19 protein-coding genes are annotated in these 19530 nt (G+C 66.3%); 10 read left to right on the top strand and 9 right to left on the bottom strand.

The window, feature by feature from the left end; translation table 11 throughout:
• Nucleotides 1-20 precede the first annotated feature (20 nt).
• Nucleotides 21-1688 carry an ABC transporter permease gene (locus tag TBU01S_RS03060; RefSeq protein WP_068635155.1) on the top strand — a complete coding sequence of 556 codons (1668 nt, stop codon included), beginning with the start codon at nt 21-23 and terminating at the stop codon, nt 1686-1688.
• A gap of 12 nt (nt 1689-1700) precedes the next feature.
• Here the strand turns inward: TBU01S_RS03060 and TBU01S_RS23720 are convergent, their stop codons facing one another.
• Nucleotides 1701-1898 (bottom strand): hypothetical protein, encoded by a 198-nt coding sequence (locus TBU01S_RS23720; protein ID WP_157659082.1) that lies wholly within the window; start codon nt 1896-1898, stop codon nt 1701-1703.
• 101 nt (nt 1899-1999) lie between these two features.
• On the opposite strand from TBU01S_RS23720, the gene TBU01S_RS03055 reads away from it, so the two are divergent.
• Nucleotides 2000-3028: a GGDEF domain-containing protein gene (locus TBU01S_RS03055; RefSeq protein ID WP_245650832.1), complete on the top strand. Its 1029-nt coding sequence runs from the start codon at nt 2000-2002 to the stop codon at nt 3026-3028.
• Here the strand turns inward: TBU01S_RS03055 and TBU01S_RS03050 are convergent.
• Nucleotides 3019-4038: an extracellular solute-binding protein gene (locus TBU01S_RS03050; RefSeq protein ID WP_217999551.1), complete on the bottom strand. Its 1020-nt coding sequence runs from the start codon at nt 4036-4038 to the stop codon at nt 3019-3021. The two genes, TBU01S_RS03055 and TBU01S_RS03050, sit on opposite strands and share 10 nt — an antisense overlap.
• 124 nt (nt 4039-4162) lie before the next feature.
• Between TBU01S_RS03050 and TBU01S_RS03045 the strand changes: the two genes are divergently transcribed.
• Nucleotides 4163-4498: a DUF2325 domain-containing protein gene (locus TBU01S_RS03045; RefSeq protein WP_068635153.1), complete on the top strand. Its 336-nt coding sequence runs from the start codon at nt 4163-4165 to the stop codon at nt 4496-4498.
• A 156-nt stretch (nt 4499-4654) separates the two neighbouring features.
• On the opposite strand, the gene TBU01S_RS03040 is transcribed toward TBU01S_RS03045, so the two are convergent.
• The 5 genes from TBU01S_RS03040 to TBU01S_RS03020 all read right to left on the bottom strand — a co-directional run bounded on the left by TBU01S_RS03040 (nt 4655) and on the right by TBU01S_RS03020 (nt 10010).
• The gene (locus TBU01S_RS03040) at nt 4655-5221 is read right to left on the bottom strand and encodes a C40 family peptidase (RefSeq protein WP_068635152.1); all 567 of its coding nucleotides are present in this window, start codon (nt 5219-5221) and stop codon (nt 4655-4657) included.
• Between the two features lie 102 nt (nt 5222-5323).
• Nucleotides 5324-5971 carry a 3'-5' exonuclease gene (locus tag TBU01S_RS03035; RefSeq protein WP_068635151.1) on the bottom strand — a complete coding sequence of 216 codons (648 nt, stop codon included), beginning with the start codon at nt 5969-5971 and terminating at the stop codon, nt 5324-5326.
• On the bottom strand, nt 5968-7866 hold the full coding sequence (locus TBU01S_RS03030) for a DUF294 nucleotidyltransferase-like domain-containing protein (RefSeq protein ID WP_068635150.1): 1899 nt from the start codon (nt 7864-7866) through the stop codon (nt 5968-5970). Before TBU01S_RS03030 ends, TBU01S_RS03035 begins: the two co-directional genes overlap by 4 nt.
• A gap of 137 nt (nt 7867-8003) precedes the next feature.
• Nucleotides 8004-9500: a PhoH family protein gene (locus tag TBU01S_RS03025; RefSeq protein WP_174524494.1), complete on the bottom strand. Its 1497-nt coding sequence runs from the start codon at nt 9498-9500 to the stop codon at nt 8004-8006.
• Between the two features lie 60 nt (nt 9501-9560).
• Complete coding sequence (locus TBU01S_RS03020; RefSeq protein WP_068635149.1) at nt 9561-10010, bottom strand: peroxiredoxin; 450 nt, start codon at nt 10008-10010, stop codon at nt 9561-9563.
• A gap of 257 nt (nt 10011-10267) precedes the next feature.
• On the opposite strand from TBU01S_RS03020, the gene vapB reads away from it, so the two are divergent.
• Both vapB and vapC read left to right on the top strand, forming a co-directional pair.
• Nucleotides 10268-10501 carry a type II toxin-antitoxin system VapB family antitoxin gene (vapB, locus tag TBU01S_RS03015; RefSeq protein ID WP_068635148.1) on the top strand — a complete coding sequence of 78 codons (234 nt, stop codon included), beginning with the start codon at nt 10268-10270 and terminating at the stop codon, nt 10499-10501.
• Nucleotides 10498-10917: a type II toxin-antitoxin system tRNA(fMet)-specific endonuclease VapC gene (gene vapC, locus TBU01S_RS03010; protein ID WP_281178399.1), complete on the top strand. Its 420-nt coding sequence runs from the start codon at nt 10498-10500 to the stop codon at nt 10915-10917. Before vapB ends, vapC begins: the two co-directional genes overlap by 4 nt.
• Nucleotides 10918-10923: 6 nt before the next feature.
• On the opposite strand, the gene TBU01S_RS03005 is transcribed toward vapC, so the two are convergent.
• The gene (locus TBU01S_RS03005; RefSeq protein ID WP_068635147.1) at nt 10924-11313 is read right to left on the bottom strand and encodes an Mth938-like domain-containing protein; all 390 of its coding nucleotides are present in this window, start codon (nt 11311-11313) and stop codon (nt 10924-10926) included.
• Nucleotides 11314-11472: 159 nt separating this feature from the next.
• Between TBU01S_RS03005 and TBU01S_RS03000 the strand changes: the two genes are divergently transcribed.
• From TBU01S_RS03000 to TBU01S_RS02980, 5 genes are read left to right on the top strand one after another with little or no spacing between them, the layout of a single operon-like run.
• Nucleotides 11473-12777: a pyridoxal phosphate-dependent aminotransferase gene (locus TBU01S_RS03000; protein WP_169802948.1), complete on the top strand. Its 1305-nt coding sequence runs from the start codon at nt 11473-11475 to the stop codon at nt 12775-12777.
• Nucleotides 12778-12808: 31 nt separating this feature from the next.
• Complete coding sequence (locus tag TBU01S_RS02995; RefSeq protein WP_068635146.1) at nt 12809-14119, top strand: homoserine dehydrogenase; 1311 nt, start codon at nt 12809-12811, stop codon at nt 14117-14119.
• Between the two features lie 2 nt (nt 14120-14121).
• Nucleotides 14122-14781 carry a hypothetical protein gene (locus tag TBU01S_RS02990; RefSeq protein WP_068635145.1) on the top strand — a complete coding sequence of 220 codons (660 nt, stop codon included), beginning with the start codon at nt 14122-14124 and terminating at the stop codon, nt 14779-14781.
• Between the two features lie 21 nt (nt 14782-14802).
• Complete coding sequence (locus TBU01S_RS02985) at nt 14803-16656, top strand: sensor histidine kinase (RefSeq protein ID WP_245650831.1); 1854 nt, start codon at nt 14803-14805, stop codon at nt 16654-16656.
• Nucleotides 16640-17281 carry a response regulator transcription factor gene (locus TBU01S_RS02980; RefSeq protein WP_068635144.1) on the top strand — a complete coding sequence of 214 codons (642 nt, stop codon included), beginning with the start codon at nt 16640-16642 and terminating at the stop codon, nt 17279-17281. The genes TBU01S_RS02985 and TBU01S_RS02980 overlap by 17 nt, the downstream gene beginning before the upstream one ends.
• A 70-nt stretch (nt 17282-17351) precedes the next feature.
• Here the strand turns inward: TBU01S_RS02980 and TBU01S_RS02975 are convergent, their stop codons facing one another.
• Complete coding sequence (locus tag TBU01S_RS02975; RefSeq protein WP_068635143.1) at nt 17352-19430, bottom strand: c-type cytochrome; 2079 nt, start codon at nt 19428-19430, stop codon at nt 17352-17354.
• Between the last annotated feature and the right edge of the window lie 100 nt (nt 19431-19530).

The raw sequence follows: 19530 nt of genomic DNA, 5'->3' as shown, positions 1-19530 counted from the left end.
CCGACAACGACGGAACCAGAATGAACAACAAGGGAGGGCAGGCCGCCACGAGCCTGCGCTGGTCATCTTTGACCGTGGCCGCGGTGATCATCGCGGCCTTGATCGCCGCGCCTGTGCTGTCGGTGTTTTCCAACGTCTTCACGGGAGGGACCAGCGATACCTGGACGCATCTCAGCGAAACGGTGCTGGGCGAATTCGTCTTCAACACCGTGGTGATGTGCGTCGGCGTCGGCCTGGGCGTGGCGTCGATCGGCGTGACCACCGCCTGGCTGACGACGATGCTGGATTTCCCCGGGCGCCGCTTCTACGAATGGGCGCTGATCCTGCCGATGGCGGTGCCGGCCTACGTGATGGCCTACGTGTATACCGACTTCCTGCAGTTCGTCGGGCCGGTGCAGACCGGGTTGCGCGAACTGTTCGGCTGGCGCGCGGGCGACTACTGGTTTCCGGACGTGCGCACCGTGGGCGGCGCGGTGACGATGTTCATGTTCGTGCTCTATCCCTACGCCTACATCCTGGTCCGTGCGGCCTTCCTCGAACGTGCCGGCGGCATGCTGGAGGCGGGACGTTCGCTGGGGCTCGGGCCCTGGGGCTGCTTCCTGCGCGTGTCGCTGCCGCTGGCGCGGCCGGCGGTGGTGGCCGGCACGGCGCTGGCGCTGATGGAAACCCTGGCCGACTTCGGCACCGTGTCGTACTTCGGCGTGCAGACCTTCACCACCGGCATCTACCGCGCCTGGTTCTCGCTCGGCGACCGCGTGGCCGCGGCCCAGCTCGCCGCCGCGCTGCTGGCCTTCGTCGTCATCGTGCTGAGCCTGGAGTTCGCCAGCCGGGGGCGGGCGCGCTTCAACAACACCTCGCGCCAGCAGGGGGCGCCGGCGCGCAGGCGGCTGTCGCCGGGCTGGGGGCTGCTGGCGAGTTTCGCCTGCTTCATGCCGCTGCTGCTGGGTTTCCTGCTGCCGGCCGGGTTGCTGCTGCAGATGGCTTTCGTCGAAGGCGATGCCCAGTTCGGCCCGCGCTTCCTGCAACTGGCGCGCAACAGCTTCGTGCTGGCGGCGGTGACGGCTGTGCTGGCGGTGGTGCTGGCGGTGGTGCTGGCCTATGCGGCGCGGCTTGCCCGCTCGTCGTTGCCGGCGGCGTTGAACCGCATCGTCGGCCTCGGCTATGCGGTGCCGGGCTCGGTGATCGCGGTCGGCGTGCTGATCCCGGTGACACGGCTCGACGCCTGGCTGGCGCAGGCCTGGCAGGCGGCGTTCGACGTCAATCCGGGTCTGATCCTGACCGGCGGCATCGCTGCGCTGGTTTACGCCTATCTCGCCCGCTTCCTGGCGGTGGCGCTGCATGCGGTCGAATCCAGCCTGGGCAAGATCACGCCGAGCATGGACGATGCGGCGCGCAGCCTGGGCTTCGGCAAATGGGCGACGCTGCGCCGGGTCCATGTGCCGATCCTGCGCGGCAGCCTGCTGTCGGCGGCGCTGCTGGTGTTCGTCGATGTGATGAAGGAGCTGCCGGCCACGCTGGTGATCCGGCCGTTCAACTTCGACACCCTGGCGACGCAGGCGCATACGCTGGCAGCCGACGAGCGCCTGACCGAGGCATCGACCGCGGCGCTGACCATCGTCGCCGTCGGCCTGCTGCCGATGATCGTGCTGTCGCGTCAGATCCTGAAGGCCAGCAGGCGGAAGGATTGAGCAATCCGATCTTCATGCGGAGCCGTCCGCGCTGGTTGCAAAGACGGCAAAGACGGGCAGGAACGTGATGCCGTCGCCTTTCCTGGCCAATTCGCATCGAGGATAATCGCGCGGGCAAGTTGTTCTGCCGGCGCGGCGCTTTGCCTGCGCGGCGCGCCTGTCATTTTCCGACGATGCGAGAACATGCAGATAGCAACGAAGCCCATTCATGCCCCCGCTCCGCTGGCCCGCACGGCCGGTGAAGCGCTCGGGCTTGCGCCGATTCGCCGGGCCCTGGCGCTCCACGTGTTGTCTGCCATAGGGAGCCGCACATGGCGCTGATGGACGAGCGCGCCCTGCTGATGGCGCTGGAGAGCGCTTCACTCGGGATCTGGGACTGGGACATTCCGTCCGGCAGGATGAGTTTCAGCCCCTTGTGGGCATCCATGCTGGGTCGGCGGCCCGAGGAGCTTGCGCCGGACGTGTCGTCGTGGGAGGTGCTCGTGCATCCGGACGACTGGAGCGGTATCCAGTCCGCGCTGCTACCCCATCTGCGGGGAGAAACCGAGTCCTACGCCGCTGAATACCGTCTCCGCCACGCCGACGGCCGCTGGGTGTGGGTGCAGGATTCCGGACGCGTGCTCGAACGCGACGACGAAGGCAAGCCCCTGCGGGCCGTCGGCCTGCACCAGGACATCAGTTCGCGCAAGGCGATGGAGGAGAGCCTGCTGCTGCTGGCGACCAGCGATCCGCTGACCGGGCTGTGGAACCGGCGCAATTTCGCCGAGATGGTCAATGGTGAACTGGGCCGGGTACGCCGCCACGGCTCGCAGGCCTGCCTGTTGCTGCTCGACCTCGATCACTTCAAGCGCATCAATGATACGTACGGACATGCGGCTGGCGATGAGGTGTTGCGGCACTTTTCCGGACTGGTTTCTCTCCATCTGCGCGAGGCCGACGTGTTCGCCCGTCTGGGTGGCGAGGAGTTCGGCGTCCTGTTGCCCTGTATCGAGGGCGATGCGGGCGCGCTGCGCGCGGCCACGCGTCTGCGCGAACTGATTGCGTCGAGCCCGGCCATCGTGGATGGCAAGCCCTTGCGCTTTTCCGTGAGCATTGGCGTGGCCATGCTCGATCCGGAAGATGAAGGCTTCGACGAAATCTTCACGCGCGCCGATGAGGCGCTGTATGAGGCCAAGCGCACTGGCCGTAATCGTGCGGTGCTGGCAGGGCATGCGCCTGACAGCGGGGCGGACGGCGAAAGAGAAACGGGCTTCGCGTCCTGGAACGACGCGAAGCCCGTCAGCCGGGAATGCCCCGAAGACGATCGGGGCTCGTCCGCCGGCGCCGGCTGTCAGCGATAGCCGGCGCGGTCGTAGATCTTCTGCGCTTCGGCGACGGTGTCGGCCAGTTCGCCGATCTGGATCGAATCCGCCTTGAACTTGCCCAGCTTGTCGAGCGCGGCATTGTCGACCTTGACCGAGGGCACCACCGGCCATTCGTTGTTGCCGTTGGCGAAGTAAGTCTGGGCTTCGTCGGAGGCCAGGTATTCGAGGAACTTGACCGCGGCTTCCTTGTGCGGCGCGGTCTTCAGCATGCCGGCGCCGGAAACGTTGACGTGGGTGCCCCAGCTCTGCTGGTTGGGCCACACCGCCTTGACCTTGGCGACCACTTCCTGATCCGCCGGGCGCGGCGAGTTCATCAGGCGGGCGAGGTAGTAGCTGTTGGCGATGGTGACGCCGCACTCACCGGCCGCGACGGCCTTGATCTGGTCGGTGTCGCCGCCCTTGGGCGCGCGAGCGAAGTTGTCGACCACGCCGCTCGCCCACTTGGCGGCGGCTTCCTCGCCGTTGTGCTTGATCAGAGCGGCGCCCAGCGACAGGTTGTAGGGGTGGCTGCCCGAGCGGGTGCACACCTTGCCTTTCAGCGCCGGGTCGGCGAGCTGCTCGTAGGTCTGGACCTGCTCGGCCTGAACCAGCTCGGGGTTGTAGACGATGATGCGTGCGCGCTGCGAGAACGAGAACCAGCGCTCGGTGCGCAGATTGGCCGGAATCCTCTCTTCCAGCACTGCCGACTTCACCGGCGCGAAGATGCCCATCTTGTCGGCATGGGCCAGGCGCGAGATGTCCACGGTGATGAAGATGTCTGCCGGGCTGTTGGCGCCTTCGTTGCGGATGCGCTCAAGCAGCTCGTCTTCCTTGGCTTCGATGCGGTTGATCTTGATGCCGGTCTGCTTGGTGAAGTTGCCGTACAGGGCTTCGTCGGTCTGGTAATGGCGGGCGGAGTAGATGTTCAGTTCGGTGTCGGCCGCGTACGCAATCGGCGCTGCAATGGCGAACGTGGACAGCAGGGCGATGATGGTGGCTTTCTTCATCATTTTGGAGGTCTTCCGTGGCAGTCGTTGAGGTCCGGATATTAAACGAGAAGAGTTCGCAGTTGCAAAGGCGTTCATTTCATGTCTTAATAGTGATAATCATTCGCAACTATCGGATACGGACATGGACGCACTCCTCGTTGGCGCAGATCGTCTTGGCAACATTCCCGACATCCTGTCGAACTTCGGCATTCGCATCGCCGGCCACGTCAGCGGCCGGGACACCACCCACCAGCGCCGCAGCAGCTCTCTGCCCGCGGGAATCGGCATGGTGATCCTGTTCACCGATTTCATCGGCCACAACGTCATGCAGCGATTCCGTGAGGCGGCCAACCGCGAAGGCGTGATGTTCGTGTGCTGCAGGCGCTCGACCTGCGCGCTGCAGCAGGCGCTGGGCCAGCGCATGGCGGAGAAGTGTTCGACGTGCACCGTGGCAAAGAAGTGTCGGCAGAAGCATTGAGAGTTGCCGCGGGAACGGCACCGGGTCGGTAGCCGGCCGCCGCAGACGAAGAAGGCGTTCGATTGCTGCGAACGAGCGGCAATCGAACGCCTTTCACGTTGATGCACTGCCGGCGACGGAGCGTGGGCGCAGGTGTCGAGCGGATGTGAAGCCGGATCAGCGGATGGCGGCGAAGCTGTCGGCAGTGGAGCCGCTGTCTTCGTCGATCAGGCGGCGGGCGCCGTTGAAGCGCTTGGACCAGTAGCTGCTCGAAAGCGCCTCGACACGTACCTTGCCGCCGGTGGACGGCGCGTGTACGAACTTGCCGTCGCCCAGGTAGATGCCGACGTGGGAAAAGGCGCGGCGCATCGTGTTGAAGAAGACGAGGTCGCCCGGTTTCAGTTCCTGGCGGCCGATCTTGTCGCCCAGCCGGGACATCTCGGCGGCAGTGCGCGGCAGATCGAAGCCGATGGCGTTGCGGAACACGTTCAGCACCAGGCCGCTGCAGTCGAGGCCTGTTTCAGGCGAGGTGCCGCCGAAGCGGTAGCGTACGCCGAGATAGGCAAGCGCCTGATCGACGAGCTGTTCGGCGGCCGAAACGTAGTCGCTGCCCGTGTCGCCACTGCTCGGGGATTCGCTGTTCGCCATGCCCATTGCCATCTGCTGCATGGGTTCGTCCGCGTGCGTGGCCTGGATTCCCGAGAGGGCGAGCGTCAGCACGAGGAGGAGGCGGCGAATTTGCATTCGGCGGAATATACGCAAATGTAACAGGCTTGTAAACAAGCGGCTGGCATGGACGCCGGGCAAGGCCGTGGTCAGCCTGCATAGGCTGCCCACGGCCTCTGTTTACAGCCGGTTGCGATACTGCCGCTGGCTGCGTTCGAGGTCTGCGAGTGCGCGTGGCGTATGCACTCCCTGTTCGGCAGCCCGGGCCTGCGCGACGAGGAGCAGCTGGGCGATGGCCCAGGCGTCGCCCAGCGCGTGGTGGCGCTGGAAGGTCTCGATGCCGAAGCTCTCCATCCAGGCGGCGAGCTTCGCCGGGCGCTCGATGCGTTCGGGAAACAGCGCGGGCAGCAGGAAATAGAGATCGATCCACTGGTCGTCGGGTTCGATGCCCAGGTGTTCGTCGAAGGCGTGTTCGAGCAGGCTGCGGTTGAGTGCGGCGTTGAACACGACCCGTGGCGCCTTGCCGGCCACGCCGAGCAGTTCGGCGAGGGTGGAGGCGGGGTTGGGGGCCAGGGTGCCGTAGTAGCTGTCGCGCGGGGCGAGCAGGCCGCCATCCACGGCCAGTGCCGCGACGGCGATCAGCCGGTCCTTGTCGAGATCCAGGCCGGTGGCCTCGGTGTTGAGCACCACGTAGCGGGTTTCGAAATGCGCCGTGCTGGTGTCGGCCGGGGCCAGTTCGGTCCAGCGCTGCAGGGCCTGGGCGCCCTCGTCCGAGAGCGGGGCCCCGGCCTGCGACGGGGCGAGAAAGCGGCTCAGCCATTTGCTCATAGCTGGTAGTCGAGCTTGATCCGGATCTGCAGCTTGCGCGCCTGGCGGAAAGCTTCCTTCAGGATGCGGCGATCGAGTTCGTTGAGGGTGTCGGGATCGACCTGGTTGTCGTCCGGCGCGCCATGTTCGGTCTCGAGGTGCTGGGAGCGCAGGCGCAGCAACTGGATGAAGTGGAAGCCGTCGATGATGGCCGACACTTCGTCGGCGGACACGCCCATCTTGCCGCTGGCCTGGCGCAGACGCTGGGCGGTGCTGCTGGAATCGATGCCGATGCGCAGGGCGATGATGCGGGCGACATCGACGAACAGCCGCGCGCCCGATTTCTTCAGGTCGATGCAGCCATTCTCCTCGACCACGAAGTCGCGCAGGCGGCCGAGCGGCGGCGTCACCGAGAGCGCGTTGGCCGCCATCATGCGCAGGAAGGCGGCGTTGCCGCGCACCGTCCTGTTGAGCCAGCTGCGGAGCTGGTCGCCGAGGCGTTCGTTGCCGTACAGCACGCGGAAGTCGAAGAAGATCGAGGCGTTGAGCAGGGCTTCGGGGTCGGGTTCGCGGATCCAGGCGCCGAAGCGCGACTTCCATTCGTCCAGCGTCAGGCACAGCTCGGGGTTGCTCGCCATGATGTTGCCCTTGCACAGCGGGAAGCCGCAGAGGGCGAGGCTGGCATTGACCTCCTTGGCGAAGGCGATCAGCCTGCTGCGGATCGATACCGGGTTTTCCCACTCGGCGCATTGCCAGATGATGCCGTTGTCCTGGTCGGTGGATAGCGTCTGTTCGTGCCGGCCCTCGGAACCGAAAGCCATCCAGCCGAAGTTGATGCCGGTCAGGTCGTGGTTTTCGAGCGCGAGCTGGATGATGCGGCGCGTCAGCGCATCGTTGAGCGTCGAGATGAACTGGGTGAGCTGCTCCGCTGCGATGCCCTGGGCGATGAGGTTGAGGGCGAGCTGGCGGATGTCCTTGCTGGCGCGCTGCAGCGATTCGATGTCCGCAGCGTTGTCGATGCCCGCACGAATCTGCCGCAGGCCGATGCGCTGCAGCGAGAACAGGTCGCGCTCGGAGACGACGCCCTTGAGCCGGCCTTCGGCGTCCACCACCAGGATGTGGCGCACGCCGTGCGTGGCCATCGCCAGCGCGGCATCGTAGGCCGAAGCGGTGGTGGCGAGCTGGTGGGGGTTGGCCGTCATCAGTTCGCCGACCGGGTTGCCGAGATCGAAGGCGGCGAGGATCACGCGCGGCAGCAGATCGCTCTGGGTCAGGATGCCGACGGGGTGGCGTTCCTGGTCGGTCATCACTGCGCAGCCGATGTGCTGTGCGTCCATCTGCTCGAGCACTTCGCGTGCCGGCGTGTCGGGAGAGAAGCAGACGGGTTCGCGCTTGATGAGCTGGCCCAGCGTGGTCGTCATCGTCTGCTGCTCGGCCGCGCGCTGTGCGAACGCGGCCTGCAACTGCTCGCGCGACTGGTTGAGCAGGCTGGCGATGTACTGTGTGCAGAACAAATGGAGGGCCGGGCTCGTTTCCATCAACTGCAGGAAGTCGTCCGCATCGATCTGGAAGCAGAAGCTGTCTTCGACCGCCACATAGGCGTTGGTCGACGGACGCCGGGCGGAAATCGCACCGATCGGGAAGCACTCGCCCGGGCCGAGCGGCAGGCTGGCGTATTCGCTCAGGGCGGAAGCGACCACCTGGCGCGCCTGGATCTTGCCGCGCTGGATGATGTGGAAATGGCGCGGCACGCCCATCTCGGGCGTCAGGATCTCACTGCCGCGCGGGTGGAAGGCAAGTGCGGCGCGCTCGGCGAGGAAGGCGAGAGCCTCGGCTTCCATGCGGTCGAAGGGCGAGAAGCGGCGCAGGAAGTCCGTGCTGGCTCCCACCAGCAGGTCGGCGGCGATGGCGGTCATGACGGTTCTGTCGTCGGTCGGATGCGCCGATTATAGGGGGCTGCCGGGACAATGGCTTGTCCGCGCGCAAGCGGCTACCCGCCGGCAGCGGTTTGCGCGGAGAGCGGGGACGAAAAGCGTGCCGGCGGAAAGGAAACTTACAGCACGTCGGCAGCGTAGTCGGCCAGGCGCGAGCGCTCGCCGCGCTGCAGCGTGATGTGGCCCGAATGCGCCCAGCCCTTGAAGCGATCGACGACGAAGGTCAGGCCCGACGAGCCTTCGGTCAGGTAGGGCGTGTCGATCTGGGCGATGTTGCCCATGCAGACCACCTTGGTACCGGGGCCGGCGCGGGTGATCAGGGTCTTCATCTGCTTGGGCGTCAGGTTCTGTGCCTCGTCGATGATCAGGAACTTGTTCAGGAAGGTGCGCCCGCGCATGAAGTTCAGGCTCTTGATCTTGATCCGGCTGCGGATCAGGTCGCGCGTGGCGGCGCGGCCCCAGTCGCCGCCTTCGCCGGCGGTGCCGTTGAGCACGTCGAGGTTGTCCTCCAGTGCGCCCATCCACGGCGCCATCTTCTCTTCCTCGGTACCGGGCAGGAAGCCGATGTCCTCGCCCACCGACACCGTCACGCGGGTCATGATGATCTCGGAGTAGCGCTTGGATTCGAGCACCTGGGTCAGGCCGGCGGCCAGCGTCAGCAGGGTCTTGCCGGTGCCGGCCTGGCCGAGCAGGGTGACGAAGTCGATGTCCGGGTTCATCAGCAGGTTCAGCGCGAAGTTCTGCTCGCGGTTGCGCGCGGTGATGCCCCATACGTTGTTCTTCTGGTGGCTGTAGTCCACCACGGTCTCGAGCAGCACCTTGCCGCCGTCGCGTTCCTTGACCCAGGCCTGCAGCGGATTGTCGCCGCTGGTCTCGAAGACGAACTCGTTGACCAGCAGGTCCGGCGCCAGTGGTCCGCTCACACGGTAATAGGTGTGGCCCTCTTCCTTCCACGACTCCATGCCGCGGCCGTGGGTGTCCCAGAAGTCGGCCGGCAGTTCGCGCGCGCCGGAGTAGAGCAGGTCGGTGTCCTCGAGCACCTTGTCATTGAAGTAATCCTGCGCCGCAAGCCCGAGCGCGCGGGCCTTGATGCGCATGTTGATGTCCTTCGACACCAGGATGACTTCACGCTCGGGGTGGCGCTCGGCCAGGTAGGTGACGACGGCCAGGATCTGATTGTCGCCGCGCGCGGTGGGCAGCGCGGCGGGCAGCGCGGCGTCGATCGCCTCGGTCTGCAGGAAGAGCCGGCCGGTGGCGAGGCCGTGCGACGGCAGGTCGAGCGCGATGCCTTCGTCGATGCCGTCGGGAGAGGTGGTGACGATCTCGTCCAGCATGCGGCTGGCCTGGCGGGTGTTGCGCGCGACTTCGGTCGTGCCCTTCTTGTTGTTGTCCAGTTCCTCCAGCGTCATGATCGGCACGTAGAGGTCGTGCTCCTCGAAGCGATACAGGCTGGTGGGGTCGTGCATCAGCACGTTGGTGTCCAGCACGAAGAGCTTGCAGTCGTGCTTGCAGGCGCTCTGCTTCACCGCCTTGCCGCGCTTGGCGGAAGCGGTCGCGACAGTTTTCGGTGTCTTGGCTTGCGCCTTCGGCGTCTTGGTCTTGGTGGTCGAGGGCATGGTCTGGCTCGGATGGAAGAGGGGAGGCGCGCAGCGAAGCGGTGCGCCGAAAGGGGTGGATCAGAGCGACTGCACCACGGCAAGCACGTCCGCAGCGTGGCCCGGCACCTTGACGCCGCGCCATTCGCGGGCGATGCGGCCGTCGGCGTCGATCACGAAAGTGCTGCGCTCGATGCCGCGCACCTGCTTGCCGTACATGTTCTTCAGCTTCATCACGCCGAAGGCTTCGCAGGCCGCTTCCTCGGGGTCGGAAATCAGTTCGAACGGCAGTTCCAGCTTGGCCTTGAAGTTCTCGTGGCTCCTGATGCTGTCGCGGCTGATGCCGAACACCTCGCAGCCGGCGGCGGCGTACTCCGCGTACAGAGCGCCGAAGTCCCTGGTTTCGTTGGTGCAGCCGGGCGTGTTGTCCTTGGGGTAGAAATAGATCACCAGCTTGCGGCCGCGCAGTTCGGACAGCGTGACGTTGCGGCCGCCGGTGGCGGGCAGGGTGAAATCGGGGGCAAGACTCATGCGGTTCTCCGTATGTTCTTCGAGCGTCGGGGGCGGCGGAAAGCGGGGCATTCCGTACATGGCGGCAGGCCGGAGTGGCCCCGCCATGCGCGCATACGTTTCGACGCAGGGTAGCGGAGCAAGGTTTCGCCCGCAATCGTCCGTCGGCAGCCGGTCGTTCGGCCATGCGGGCCGCTGGCCGAGTGCGATGCGATCCTTGTCCGTCTCGTGGTCAGTGTATATAGTCGATGTATATTGCAGGTGAAGGAGGAGCGATCATGACCATCACGACCGTTTTTACCAACAACCGCACACAGGCCGTGCGCCTGCCTGCCGAAGCCCGCTTCCCGGCCGAGGTCAAGAAAGTGAGCGTGCGCGTGGTCGGCAACGAACGCATCATCGCGCCAGCCGAGTCGGCCTGGGACAGCTTCTTTCTCGGTAGCCATACGGTCAGCGACGATTTCATGAGCGAGCGAGCGGATCAATCGCAGCCGGAGCGCGAAGGGCTATGAATGCGCCCGCGCTGCTCAGCCATCTGCTCGACACCAACATTGCGATCTACGTCATCAAACGCCGGCCGATCGCCGCGCTCGCCAGTTTCAACCGCCACCACGGCCGCATGGCCATTTCCAGCATCACGCTGGCCGAACTGATGCATGGGGTGGAAAAAAGCAGCGATCCGGCACGCAATTTCCTCGCTGTGCAGGATTTCAGCAGCCGCCTTCAGGTTCTGGCCTATGACGAAGCTGCCGCGGCTCACTACGGGCAGATCCGCGCCGTATTGGAGCGACAGGGCCAGCCCATCGGCGTCAATGACCTTCACATCGCCGGGCATGCCCGGAGCCGGGGGCTGACGCTGGTGAGCAATAACCTGCGTGAGTTCCAGCGTGTTCCCGGGCTTCGGCTGGAAAACTGGATCGATCCGTAGGCCGTTTCAGTTCGCGGCCTCGAACAGCAGCGCGACCGCGACCGAGCGGCCTTCGCCGACCAGAATGTTGTAGGTGCGGCAGGCCGCGGGCAGGTCCATGAACTCGAAGCCGATGCCAGCCTCGATCAGCGGGCGGAGCAGGGCGGGAGAGGGAAAGCGCTGGCGCCGGCCGGTGCCGACGATGACGATCTCGGGCCGCAGTTCGGCCACCGCCGCCAGGTCGTTGGCCGTCAGCGCGGCCAAGTCGCCGCGGGCAGCGGGCGCCCAGCCGGTGTGGATGCCGTCCGCGGTCACGATCAGGTTGCCGTCGTGGCGCACCTTGTTGACCATCACGTGTTCGTCGCCATAGCCGGTGACGACGTTGAACTTGTCGTTGCTGTCCTGGTAGAGCTTCATCGTTCGTCGCTTGCGATTGTCTTGGTGCGGCCTTCGGTGCGCGCCGGGAAATTGCCGCAGTGCGGCAGCGCGGATAAGATAACAACCTTTTGCGGCAAGGGGTAAGTCCCCGGGATTCTTCCCTGCCGTTCCATCCCTCCCTGCACGAAAAGGTCAGTCATGAAAGCGGAGAAGACACTCGAACTCGCAATGCCCAACCCGGAACCGGCTGCCAGGGCCGAGGCGGGCGCGGCCGTCGCGCGTCCGATCCGCAAGTCCGTCAAGCTGAACAACGTGCTCTACGACGTGCGCGGCCCCATCGTGGATGCGGCCAAGCAGATGGAGGACGAAGGCCAGAAGATCATCAAGCTCAACATCGGCAACATGGCGCCGTTCGGCTTCGATGCGCCCGAGGAAATCCAGCAGGACATGATCCGCAACCTGCCGGATTCGGCAGGCTATTCCGACAGCAAGGGCATCTTCGCCGCGCGCAAGGCAGTGATGCACTACACCCAGCAGCTGTGCATCGAGGGCGTGACCCTCGAGGACATCTATCTGGGCAACGGCGCCAGCGAACTAATCGTGATGGCGACCAACGCGCTGCTCAACGATGGCGACGAACTGCTGGTACCGACGCCGGACTACCCGTTGTGGACGGCCTCGGCCAGCCTCGCCGGCGGCATACCGGTGCATTACCGCTGCGACGAGGACAAGGGCTGGCTGCCCGACCTCGACGACATGCGCGCGCGCATCACGCCGCGTACCCGCGGCATCGTGGTCATCAACCCCAACAATCCCACCGGCGTGATCTATCCCGACGACGTGCTGCGAGGCATCGTCCAGATCGCGCGCGAGCACGGCCTGGTGCTGATGGTCGATGAGGTCTACGACAAGGTGCTGTACGACGGCGTCAAGTTCACGTCGATGGCCAGCCTGTCCACCGACGTGCTGACGCTGACCTTCAATTCGCTGTCCAAGGCCTACCGCTCCTGCGGCTACCGCGCCGGCTGGATGGTGATTTCCGGGCCGAAGGACGACGCCAAGGACTACATCGAAGGCCTGAACATGCTGGCCAACCTCAAGCTCGGCTCCAACGTGCCGGGCCAGTGGGCCATCCAGACCGCGCTGGGCGGCTACCAGAGCATCAACGACCTGGTGAAGCCCGGCGGGCGGCTGTGCCGCCAGCGCGACATCGCCTACGAACTGATCACCGCGATCCCGGGCGTGAGCTGCGTCAAGCCGCAGGCGGCGCTCTACATGTTCCCGCGGCTCGATCCCAAGGTCTATCCGATCGAGGACGACCGCCAGTTCTTCATGGAAGTGCTACGCGCCACCCGCGTGATGCTGGTGCAGGGCTCGGGCTTCAACTTCCCGGACAACCAGCATTTCCGCATGGTCTTCCTGCCGCACGAGGACGACCTGCGCGAGGCCATCGGCCGCCTGGCCCGCTTCCTCGAGAACTACCGCAAGCGCCACGGCGCCTGACATTTACTTCACACACCACGGAACACACTGCATGAAACCGATCAATGTTGGCCTGCTGGGCATCGGTACCGTCGGCGGCGGCACCTTCACCGTTCTGAAACGCAACGCCGAGGAAATTTCCCGCCGCGCGGGCCGCCCGATCTGCATCACCACCGTGGCCGACAAGAACCTGGAGCTTGCCCGCAAGGTCACCGGCGGCGAGGCCAAACTGACCGATGACGCCTTCGCCGTCGTGGCCGACCCCGACATCGACATCGTCGTCGAACTGATCGGCGGCTACGGTGTGGCCAGGGACCTGGTGCTGCAGGCGATCGAGAACGGCAAGCACGTCGTCACCGCCAACAAGGCGCTGCTTGCGGTGCATGGCAACGAAATCTTCGCCGCCGCGCAGAAGAAGGGCGTGATGGTGGCTTTCGAGGCCGCGGTGGCCGGCGGCATCCCGATCATCAAGGCGCTGCGCGAAGGCCTCACCGCCAACCGCATCGAATGGCTGGCCGGCATCATCAACGGCACCACCAACTTCATCCTGTCCGAAATGCGCGACAAGGGCCTGCCCTTCGCCGAGGTGCTGAAGGAAGCACAGGCGCTGGGCTACGCCGAAGCCGATCCGACCTTCGACATCGAAGGCGTGGACGCCGCGCACAAGGCGACGATCATGAGCGCGATCGCCTTCGGCATCCCGATGCAGTTCGACAAGGCCTACGTCGAAGGCATCAGCAAGCTCGACGCGGTCGACATCGCCTATGCCGAACAGCTCGGTTACCGCATCAAGCTGCTCGGCATCGCCCGCCGCCGCGAGCAGGGCGTCGAACTGCGCGTGCATCCGACGCTGATCCCGGCCAAGCGCCTGATCGCCAACGTCGAAGGCGCGATGAACGCGGTGCTGGTGCAGGGCGACGCCGTCGGTGCCACGCTGTACTACGGCAAGGGCGCGGGTGCCGAGCCGACCGCCTCGGCGGTCATCGCCGACCTGGTCGACGTCACCCGCCTGCACACTTCCGACCCCGAGCACCGCGTGCCTCACCTGGCCTTCCAGCCCGACCAGGTGCGCGACGTGCCGGTGCTGCCGATTGAGGACGTCGTCACCTCCTACTACCTGCGCATGCGGGTCGACGACAAGCCCGGCGTGCTGGCCGACATCACCCGCATCCTGGCCGACAGCGGCATCTCGATCGAGGCCCTGCTGCAGCGGGAAGCCGCCGAAGGCGAATCGCAGACCGACATCATCATGCTCACGCACCGGACCGTCGAGCGCAACGCCAACTCTGCCATCGGCCGTATCGAGGCGCTGCCGGTGGTGCGGGGGCAGGTCACGCGCCTGAGGATGGAAGCGCTGCAGTAAGCGTGCGCCTCTTCGATTTCACTTCCTGGCCGGACCTGCTGCTGACCATCATCGGCCTGGCCCTGTTCACGCTGATCAGCATGGGCATCCGGCTGATCATGATGTTCTCGATCCAGCAGCGCCGCGAGCGGGTGAACCGGCAGATCAACGAACGCCTGAAGACGCTGATCGCCGCCTACAAGACGCTGGGTGGTTCCTTCACCGGCACGCTCACCGTCGACCCGACCCACATGCGCGATCTTCGCCGCGAGGCCGACACCCAGGCCGGCGGCGAGGACGCCGCGCAGCAGGTGTCCAATTCGGAGCGCGCGCGGCGGATTCGCGACGCGGTGGAAGCGGCGCTGTCCGACATCATCCTGCTCGGCACCGCGGAACAGGTGCGCCTGGCCGCGGCAGCGAGCCGCCAACTGGTCGCCGGCGAGCACGTCCATACCGACGAACTGGTCGTCTCGCTGCGCGACTTCATCCGCCAGGCGCTGGATCTGGCGCCCGTTCCGGCCGATGCGGAGATTCCGGCCCAGGGTCCTGCACGGCCGTCGGCATCGGGCGGTCGTGGCGGCACGGGCCGAGGTGGCGGAGGCGGTGGAGGTGGCATGGGGATGGGTGCAGGCGGCGGAGGCGTGGCTTTCGGCGTGTCCGAGCGCTCGGCGCCGGATCTCTAGCCGATGCTGGGCGACGGCGGGATGTTCCTGTCCCGGTGCCACGTGCCAGCCGGACGCCGCGGGCTGGCCTTGCTGCGCCGAACCATCCGGCTCTGTCTGTTGGGCCTGTCCGGTTTCGGCCTGCTGTCCGGTACGGCGCAGGCCGAAACCGGCACCCGGGACGTCACCATCGGCGTCCTCGCCTATCAGGGTGAACTGGCCGCGGCGCTCGATTGGGCGCCGTTGACCCGTTTCCTCGACGAGTACGTACCCGGCTACCGTTTCCATCTCGAACATTTCGACGCCGACAGCTTGCGCGAGGCGATCCGTGCGCAGGCTGTCGACCTGGTCGTCACCAACCCCGGCCACTACGTGGCGCTGGAGAACGAATTCGGCCTGAGCCGGATCGCCACGCTGGATTCGCCGCAGGCCTTGTCGCCGGACAGGGGAACCGGCTCCGCACTGATCGTGCGCAGCGATCGCGGCGATCTGCAAACGCTCGGCGACCTGCGCGGCAAAAGTCTGGCGGCGATGGCGCCGGACGCTTTCGGCGGCTATCTGCTGGTCGTGCGGGAAATGCTGGCCCAAGGCATCGACGCGGAATCGAGCCTGAAGGAAATCCATTTTCTCGGCGTGCCGATGATGCGCACCGTCGCCGCCGTACAACGCGGCGAAGCCGACGCCGGCGTGGTGCGAAGCTGCTTCATCGAGCAGGCAGCAGCGCGCGGCGTGCTGCGCCTGGAAGACTTCCGCGTGCTGGGCGACCGTCGCAGCAGGGATTCCGGCGTCGAGGCCTTTCCCTGCGGGCTGACGACGCCGCTGTATCCGGACTGGCCGATCGCGGTGACGCGCACCATCGGCCATGGCCTGTCCAAGCAGGTGGCGCAGGCCTTGCTGGCGATGCCCGGCGATACCGGCATGGCGTGGACGGTGCCGGCCGATTACCAGTCGGTGCACGCGCTGTACCGCGAGCTGCGCACCGGCCCCTATGCCCACCTGCGCGACGTCACGTTGGCGGGCCTGCTGCGCCGTTTCTGGCCCGCGCTGCTGGCGTTGGCCCTGGTGCTGACCGCCTGGGGCGTGCATACGCTGCGGGTCGAGCACCTGGTGCAGCGCCGCACCGCCGAACTGCGTGCCTCGCTGCGCGCCCGCGACGAGGCGGAGGCGCGGGTTCGCAGCCACCAGGAACAGATGGAGCATCTGTCCCGCCTGTCCATCCTCGGCGAGCTGTCGGGCAGCCTGGCGCACGAGATCAACCAGCCGCTGACCTCCATCGGCAACTACGCCCGCAGCCTGCTGCGGCGCCACGCCGACGGCCGCCTGACCGAGGCGGCGGTGGTCGAAGCCTGCAGCGAGATCGGCAGCGAGGCCGAGCGCGCCGGCGGCATCATGCGCCGTATCCGCGACTTCGCCCGCAAGCGCAGCGCGGTGCGCGAGCCGGTGGACATGCCCGCACTGGTCGATAGCGCCCGCAAGCTGATCGAAGGCATGCTGCTGCAGGCGCCGCCCATCGTCTGCGAAAGCAGCCTGCCGCCCGGCTGCGAAGTGCTGGCCGATGCGCCGCAACTCCAGCAGGTGCTGCTGAACCTGATGAAGAACGCCATCGACGCCGGCCGCGATCTGCCGCCCGAGCGCCAGACCATCGCCATCCGCCTGGAGATCGTCGACAAGCGCCTGGTGGTGCAGGTCATCGACCAGGGCGGTGGGCTGTCGGCGGAACAGCAGGCCCACCTGTTCGAGCCCTTCTTCACCACCAAGCCGGACGGTCTCGGCCTCGGGCTGCCGATCTGCAAGACCATCATCGAAGCCCACGGGGGGCGCCTGTGGGCGCAAAGCAATGTACCGTCGGGCATGTGCTTTTCCTTCTCCTTGCCTTGCCATGCCGTTTCCGACTGAAGACGCGCTCGTCTACGTGGTGGACGACGATCCCGCGCTGTGCCGCTCGCTGCGTTTCCTGCTCGAAGCCGAAGGCTGGCCGGTGCGCTTGTTCGAATCGGCCGAATCCTTCCTCGGCGAAATCGGCGACCGCTCCCGTCCGGCACGGCCTTGCTGCCTGCTGCTCGACATCCGCATGCCGGCGATGAGCGGCCTGGAACTGCAGCAGGTATTGCGCGAGCGCGGCTTCGACGCACCCATCCTGTTCATGACCGGGCACGCCGAGGTGTCGATGGCGGTGCAGGCGATGAAAAGCGGTGCCTGCGATTTCATCGAGAAGCCGTTCAACGACCAGGCGGTGCTCGACGCCGTCGCCGCCGCGGTGCGCCGCTGCGCCGACATGCTCGACGAGATCGCCCGCCGTGAAGCCGCCCGCAGCGCGCTGAGCCATCTGTCGCCGCGCGAACAGGAAGTCGCCTACCTGGTCGCACGCGGCCAGCCCAACAAACTGATCGCCGCCGAACTGGGCATCAGCGAAAAGACCGTGCATATCCACCGCCAGCACGTGATGGAAAAGGCGGGGGTGTCCTCCGCGGCGGAACTGGCGCGGCTGTTCCTGCGGGCCGATCCGGGGGCGCTGGATTGAGTGGGCAGGAAAAAGGCCGGCATTTCTGCCGGCTTGGTTTTACTCTTACCTCACGATATTCGCTCGTCCGTCAATAGCGCGCGTCGCTCGGCTTGCCGCCCTTGGGCCAGTCATTGATCTTGGGTGCGAAGTCCGGGCGCGGCAGGTGGCTGAACCAGGCCGCCACGTCCACCGCTTCCTGATCGGACAGCCCGCCCTGGCCGAGCGGGAAGCTGCCGTGGAAGGCGATCGGCATGTTGCGCTTGACGAAGGCCGCGGCAGTGTAGATGCGGGCCATGCCGGCGCCGATGTTGAAGGAGTGTTCGCCTCCCAGCGGCGGATAGACCCAGCGGCCCTTGGCGTCCTTGATGCCTCCGCCTTCGTCGCCGTGGCAGACGGCGCACTGGGCGGCGTAGATCAGCTTGCCGTTGTCGGGGTCGGGCACGATGCTGCGGTCGATCCTGCCGATGCCCCGGCCTTCGACGCGGTCTTCGGGCTTGGTCTCGCGCTTCATCCAGTCGAAGTAGGCGACCATCGCCTTCATCTCGTCCGACTCCTTGGGCAGAGCCTTGCCGTTCATCGAGCGCAGGAAGCAGCCGTTGATGCGCTCTTCCAGCGTGATTTCGCGGCCCGCGCGGGCGCCATAGCTGGGGAAGAAGGCCGACACGCCGACGTAGGGTGAGCCATCTGCCACGGTGCCGGCGTTCAGGTGGCAGCTGGCGCAGTTCATCGCTGCGCCGACGTGGTCGGGCAGCATGCGGGCGGTGTCGATGTTCAGGCGTGCGCCGAGCACGAGCTGTTCGGCGTTCGCTTCCTTCAGCATGTCGGCCAGCCGCGGCGTTTCGAACGGCCGGTCGCTGGTGCCCTTGGCATCGAGGTGCTTGCGTGTGTTGCCGACATCATCGACGGTGATTTCACGCGCGTCGGGGCGGCCCCAGCTGCGGCGGGTGAAGTTCAGGATGTCGGCGATTTCCGCGTCGCCCAGCTGCGCGAACGCCGGCATCGTCAGCGGCCGCGGATGGCTTTCGGTCACCGGTGCACGCCAGCCGGTGAGCATGATGCGGACCAGCGTGGCCGGGTCCTGCGACTGCAGCGTGTGGTTGCCGGTCAGCGGCGGAAACACATTGGGTACGCCGTCGCCGTTGGCACGGTGGCAGTCGGCGCAGAACTGCAGGTAGCCCAGGCCGCCGCGGGTGGTGAAGATGTTGGTCGGCACGTCGTCGTCCGGGGCTGCGCCCATGCCCGCCGGCAGCGGGACGATGTCCGGCGCCGGACCTCGGGCCACCTGCATCGGCAGGTCGTCCTTGCCCGCCGGCAGCGACTTCAGATACACGCCCATGGCCAGCAGATCCTCGTCCGTCATGTACTGGGTGCTGTGCTGCACGACGTCCACCATGTTGCCCGAGACGGTGCCGTGCTTGTTGCGGCCGGTCTTGAGCATCTCGGCGGTGTCCTCCGGCGTCCACAGGTTGCGCAGGCTCAGCGCGCGCCAGCCTTCGACGGTCTCTCCGGCCAGGAACATGGCGCCCTTGCCGCCCTGGTCGCTCATCGTCTTTTCCTGGAAAGCGAAGCCGCGCGGCGTGTGGCAGGCGCCGCAGTGGCCCAGGCTCTGCACGATGTAGGCGCCGCGGTTCCATTGTTTCGATTCGTTCGCGACCGGCTCGAATGCCTCGTCGTCGAGGAAGACGGCATTCCACAGCGACAGGCCCCAGCGCATGCTGAAGGGCCAGTCCATGTCGTTCTCCTTGTTCGCCTGTTCGACCGGCTCGACGCCGTTCAGCATGTAGGCGTACAGGTCGCGCATGTCCTGCGCGGTCATCCTGGCGTAGGACGGGTAGGGCATGGCCGGGTACAGGTTGTGGCCGTCGGCGGCCACGCCCTTGCGCATCGCGCGGTCGAACTGCTCGAAGGTGTATCGGCCGATGCCGGTCTTGCCGTCGGGCGTGATGTTGGTGGAATACAGGGTGCCGAACGGCGTCTCCAGCGCCAGCCCGCCGGCCATCGGCTTGCCGCCGGGCGCGGTGTGACAGGCGACGCAGTCGCCCATGCGGGCAATGTATTCGCCGCGCTTGACCGCATCGGCCTGCGCCGTGCCGGCCGATGCGGCAGAGGAGGCCAGCAACAGCGAACAGCCGATGCCGACCGTTCGCAGGATCGCTCGCGTATTCATGGAAAGCTCCCTTTGGCTCATGACGATTTGACTTGCCGGGAGCTTATTTCCTTGTTCAGGGAAGAAATATAAGAAAATCTCCCTAGCGGCCTGTCGGGCT

Origin of the sequence: Thauera butanivorans NBRC 103042, assembly GCF_001591165.1 — a bacterium.
Taxonomy (GTDB): domain Bacteria; phylum Pseudomonadota; class Gammaproteobacteria; order Burkholderiales; family Rhodocyclaceae; genus Thauera; species Thauera butanivorans.
The sequence above is the reverse complement of the archived record's forward strand: the minus strand, read 5'-3'. Positions and strand labels throughout refer to the sequence as shown.